Genomic DNA, 4866 nt, shown 5'->3' with positions numbered 1-4866 from the left:
CTGCCCGGCGCCCCGCGGCTCGCGGCGGCCCGCCCTCTTCCCGACGTCAGACCATGTTCAGCTTCTTCAAACGATTCAAGAAAACGCAGGAGCCCGGCTCCGCGGAATCGCAGCCGGCCGACGCGCCGCAACCCGACGCCCCGTCCGACGCGCACGACGCCGACGTTCCGCCTGCACCTGCGCCTGCCGAACCGGCCGCGCCCGCCGTCGTGATGACGGTTACGCCGAGCGACAACGGCCGCGACGAAGTCGTCGAGACCGTCGAAATCGTGCCGCCGCCCGTGCAGGATGCATCGGCGAAGAAATCGTGGCTCGCGCGCCTGAAGACGGGCCTCGCGAAAACGGGCTCGAGCATCACCGGCGTATTCGTGAACACGAAGATCGACGACGCGCTGTACGAGGAGCTCGAAACCGCGCTGCTGATGTCCGATGCGGGCGTCGACGCGACCGAGTACCTGCTCGGCGCGCTGCGCGAAAAGGTGCGGGTGGGCCGCCTGACCGACCCGCAGCAGGTGAAGAGCGCGCTGCGCGACCTGCTCGTCGAGCTGCTGACGCCGCTCGAGAAGTCGCTCGTGCTCGGCCGTGCGCAGCCGCTCGTGATGATGATCGCGGGCGTGAACGGTGCCGGCAAGACGACCAGCATCGGCAAGCTCGCGAAGCATCTGCAGAGCTTCGAACAGTCGGTGCTGCTCGCCGCGGGCGATACGTTCCGCGCCGCGGCGCGCGAACAGCTGACGGTCTGGGGCGAACGCAACAACGTGACCGTCGTGCAGCAGGAAAGCGGCGACCCGGCCGCGGTGATCTTCGACGCGGTCAGCGCCGCGCGCGCGCGCAAGATCGACGTGATGATGGCCGACACGGCCGGCCGCCTGCCGACGCAGCTTCACCTCATGGAAGAGCTGAAGAAGGTGAAGCGCGTGATCGCGAAGGCACACGACGGCGCGCCGCACGAAGTGCTGCTCGTGATCGATGCGAACACCGGTCAGAACGCGCTCACGCAGGTGAAGGCATTCGACGATGCGCTCGGCCTGACGGGCCTCATCGTCACGAAGCTCGACGGCACCGCGAAGGGCGGGATTCTCGCCGCGATCGCGCGGCAGCGACCGGTGCCCGTGTACTTCATCGGCGTCGGCGAAAAGGTCGAGGATCTGCAGCCGTTCAGCGCCGAGGAATTCGCGGACGCGCTGCTCGGCTGATCGTCGTTCGCCGCACCGCATCGCACGAGGCGCCTTCGGGCGCCTTTTTCGTTGGTGCGGCGCCTGCGCGTCACTCGGCGTCCGGCTGCACGCCCGGTTCGGCCGCCTTGAACGCGTCGAGCGTCGACGCGTAATCGGCAATGCGCTGGATCGTCGGATAGCGCGTCGTGTCGATCGAGAAGCGGTTCGCGTTGAACACCTGCGGCACGAGGCAGATGTCGGCGAGTGTCGGCGTATCGCCGAAGCAGAGCTTGCCGGTGCGCGGATCGTTCGCGAGGCGCGTTTCGAGCGACGCGAAGCCCGACTCGATCCAGTGCCGGTACCACGCGTTCTTCGCGTCCTCGGATACCTGCAGCGTGTGCTTCAGGTACTTCAGCACGCGCAGGTTGTCGAGCGGATGGATCTCGCATGCGATCTGCAGTGCGATCGCACGCACGTACGCTCGGTCGACGGGCGCCTTCGGCAGCAGCGCGGGCTCCGGATGCGTTTCGTCGAGATACTCGACGATCGCGAGCGACTGCTGCAGCGTCGCGTCGCCGTCGACGAGCGTCGGCACCAGCGCGTCGGGGTTCAGCGCGCGATACTCGTCCTTCAGTTGCTGTCCGCCGTCGCGCAGCATGTGCACGGGCACGTAGTCGTACGGCAGCCGCTTCAGGTTCAGCGCGATCCGCACGCGGTACGAAGCGGAACTGCGGAAATAGCTGTAGAGCTTCATGGGTCGTCTCTCTTGATGTCGTATTCGGCCGAGGCATGCGCAGGCGCGCCGCCGGGGAACCAGAGTGTAGCGCCGTGCGCAGCCGGTGCGTACGCGAGCACGCCCGTGCGATACTCGGTGCATCCGTTACCGAATTCCGCGCGGCGCGCTGCCGGCCGCGCGCCCCACGCCCGATGACCGCTGCCCACGACTCCGCCGCCCCGTTCCCCTGCGCCCGCTTCATCAAGGAAATCGGCCGCGGCCCGCACGGCGCGCGCGCGCTGTCGGCCGCCGACACGTTCGAGCTGTATCGCGCGATGCTCGATGCGCGCGTGTCCGACGTCGAACTCGGCGCGATCCTGATCGCCTATCGGCTGAAAGGCGAAACCGCCGACGAACTGGCCGCGATGCTGGCCGCCGCACAGGCGTCGTTCGAGCCCGTGCACGTACGGGACGCGGCGTTCCGGCCCGTCTCGATCCCGAGCTACAACGGCGCACGCAAGCAGCCGAACCTCGTGCCGCTGCTCGCGCTGCTGCTTGCGCGCGAAGGCGTACCGGTGCTCGTACACGGCGTCGCGCAGGATCCGGGCCGCGTGACGAGTGCGGAGATCTTCGCGGCGCTGTCGATCGCGCCGTCGAGGTCGCACGACGCGATCGAGGATACGCTCGCCGAGCGCCGCGTCGCATTCGCGCCGATCGACACGCTCGCGCCGCGCATCGCGCGGCTGCTGTCGATGCGCGCCGTGCTCGGCGTGCGCAATTCGACGCACACGCTCGTGAAGCTGCTGCAGCCGTTCGCGCCGGCCGGGCTGCGGCTCGTCAACTACACGCATCCGCCGTATCGCGACAGTCTCGTCGAGCTGTTCGCCGCGCATCCGGACGCCGCGCTCGGCGGCGCGCTGCTCGCACGCGGCACCGAGGGCGAAGCCGTCGCGGATACGCGGCGCCAGGTGCAGGTCGACTGGCTGCACGACGGCGTCTGCGACACGCTCATCGAGCCGGAACGCTCGTCGGCCGACGCGCCGCCCGTCGCGCTGCCCGAATCGCGCGACGCGGAAACGACGGCCGCCTGGACCGACGCCGTCCTGCGAGGCGAGATTCCGGTACCCGACACGGTCGCGCGCCAGGTCGCGACGATCGTGCGGATCGCCCGCACCGCGGGCTGAGCGAGGGCGTCGGCGCTGCACGCGGCGCGCCGACCCGCTCGCGCCCATTTGACACGCGCCCGCATCCTGGCATAGAGTTGCCGTCATGCGTTCCTTCCCGAACACCCTCCGAATTACCTCCGGCCGCCTAGCGCGGCCGCTATCGCTACGACTAGCCTAAGGCTGTCGTAGCGCCGTGCGACGTCTGCACGGTCCCTCCCAGCAGTTCCTCGCAGCACCCTTCTCGCAGTTTTTACAACCCGAAGTCGTCAGCTTTCGTCCGTCTATCCGTCGGTCGAATCGCGAAGATCATCCGCATCCGCGGCGCGATCGCGCGCCACGGTGCGAGGCAGCGTCAACCGTCGCTCATGCCGTCCGTCTTCGCTCGCGACTTGAGCCCCGAGGTCAAGAAGATGAAGCGCAACCCGCAAGACAAGTACCGAGCGTTCGAACCCGTCCGTCTCAACGGCCGCAAGTGGCCGACCCGCACGATCGAGCGTGCGCCGGTCTGGATGAGCACCGACCTGCGCGACGGCAACCAGTCGCTGATCGAGCCGATGAGCATCGAGCAGAAGCTCGAGTTCTTCGAGATGCTCGTCGCGATCGGCTTCAAGGAGATCGAAGTCGGTTTTCCCTCGGCGTCGCAAACCGACTTCGATTTCGTGCGCAAGCTGATCGACGAGAAACGCATCCCCGACGACGTGACGATCGAAGTGCTCGTGCAATCGCGCGAAGACCTGATCGCCCGGACGTTCGAGGCGCTCGAAGGCGTGCCGCGCGCGATCGTGCATCTGTACAACGCGATCTGCCCGTCGTTCCGCCGCATCGTGTTCGGGATGTCGAAGGACGACGTGAAGGCGCTCGCGGTCGAAGGCACGCGGCTCATCAAGGAACACGCGGTGGCACGCCCGGACACGCAGTGGACCTACCAGTATTCGCCCGAAACCTTCAGCATGACCGAGCTGACGTTCGCGCGCGAAGTGTGCGATGCGGTCGCGCAAATGTGGCGTCCGACCCGCGACCACAAGATGATCGTCAACCTGCCGGCGACCGTCGAAGCCGCGACGCCGAACGTGTTCGCCGACCAGATCGAATGGATGGACCGCAATCTCGCGTATCGCGACAGCATCGTGCTGTCCGTGCATCCGCACAACGATCGCGGCACCGCAGTCGCGGCCGCCGAACTCGCGCTGCTCGCGGGCGCCGACCGCATCGAGGGCTGCCTGTTCGGCAACGGCGAGCGCACCGGCAACGTCGACCTCGTCACGCTCGCGCTCAATCTCTATACGCAGGGCATCGATCCGGGCCTCGACTTTTCCGACATCGACGCAGTGCGCCGCGTCGTCGAGCGCTGCAACCAGATTCCCGTGCATCCGCGCCACCCGTATGCGGGCGACCTCGTGTTCACCGCGTTCTCGGGCTCGCACCAGGACGCGATCCGCAAGGGTTTCGCGCAGCAGCGCGCCGACGCGCTGTGGGAAGTGCCGTACCTGCCCATCGACCCGGCCGATCTCGGCCGCAGCTACGACGCGGTGATCCGCGTGAACAGCCAGTCCGGCAAGGGCGGCGCGACGTACCTGCTCGAGCGCGGGATGGGCTTTACGCCGACGCGCCGCGTGCAGATCGAATTCAGCCACGCGGTGCAGACGCTCGCCGATGCGTCGGGCGCCGAAGTCACCGGGGACGCGATCTGCGCGCTCTTTGCGCGCGAATTCCTCGAAACCGACGGCCCGGCCGCGCGGCACGGCAACGGCGCGCGCTGGCAGAATCGCGAGATCGCGGGCGCGTTCTCGGCCGACGCGACGCCCGAAGCGGCCGTGCAGCGCGCGGC

The 4866-nt window shown here is 68.2% G+C and carries 4 protein-coding genes; 3 read left to right on the top strand and 1 reads right to left on the bottom strand.

Annotated features, from left to right (window positions below; translation table 11 throughout):
- Positions 1–53 precede the first annotated feature (53 nt).
- Positions 54–1196, top strand: a complete 1143-nt coding sequence (gene ftsY / locus HMPREF3115_RS10030) for a signal recognition particle-docking protein FtsY (protein ID WP_059939105.1) — start codon at positions 54–56, stop codon at positions 1194–1196.
- Positions 1197–1266: 70 nt separating this feature from the next.
- Here ftsY and maiA read toward each other — a convergent pair whose 3' ends face one another.
- On the bottom strand, positions 1267–1911 hold the full coding sequence (gene maiA, locus HMPREF3115_RS10025; RefSeq protein ID WP_053296819.1) for a maleylacetoacetate isomerase: 645 nt from the start codon (positions 1909–1911) through the stop codon (positions 1267–1269).
- A gap of 173 nt (positions 1912–2084) precedes the next feature.
- Here maiA and ybiB point away from each other — a divergent pair, with 173 nt between their 5' ends.
- Together ybiB and leuA are read left to right on the top strand one after the other, a co-directional pair.
- Complete coding sequence (gene ybiB / locus HMPREF3115_RS10020) at positions 2085–3056, top strand: DNA-binding protein YbiB (RefSeq protein ID WP_053296818.1); 972 nt, start codon at positions 2085–2087, stop codon at positions 3054–3056.
- Between the two features lie 392 nt (positions 3057–3448).
- Positions 3449–4866, top strand: a 1418-nt coding sequence (leuA, locus tag HMPREF3115_RS10015; protein ID WP_070554297.1) for a 2-isopropylmalate synthase, incomplete at its 3' end; no start/stop codon positions are given.

The sequence above is a fragment of the Burkholderia sp. HMSC10F09 genome (assembly GCF_001806955.1).
GTDB classification, from domain to species: Bacteria; Pseudomonadota; Gammaproteobacteria; order Burkholderiales; family Burkholderiaceae; genus Burkholderia; species Burkholderia multivorans.
The sequence above is the reverse complement of the archived record's forward strand: the minus strand, read 5'-3'. Positions and strand labels throughout refer to the sequence as shown.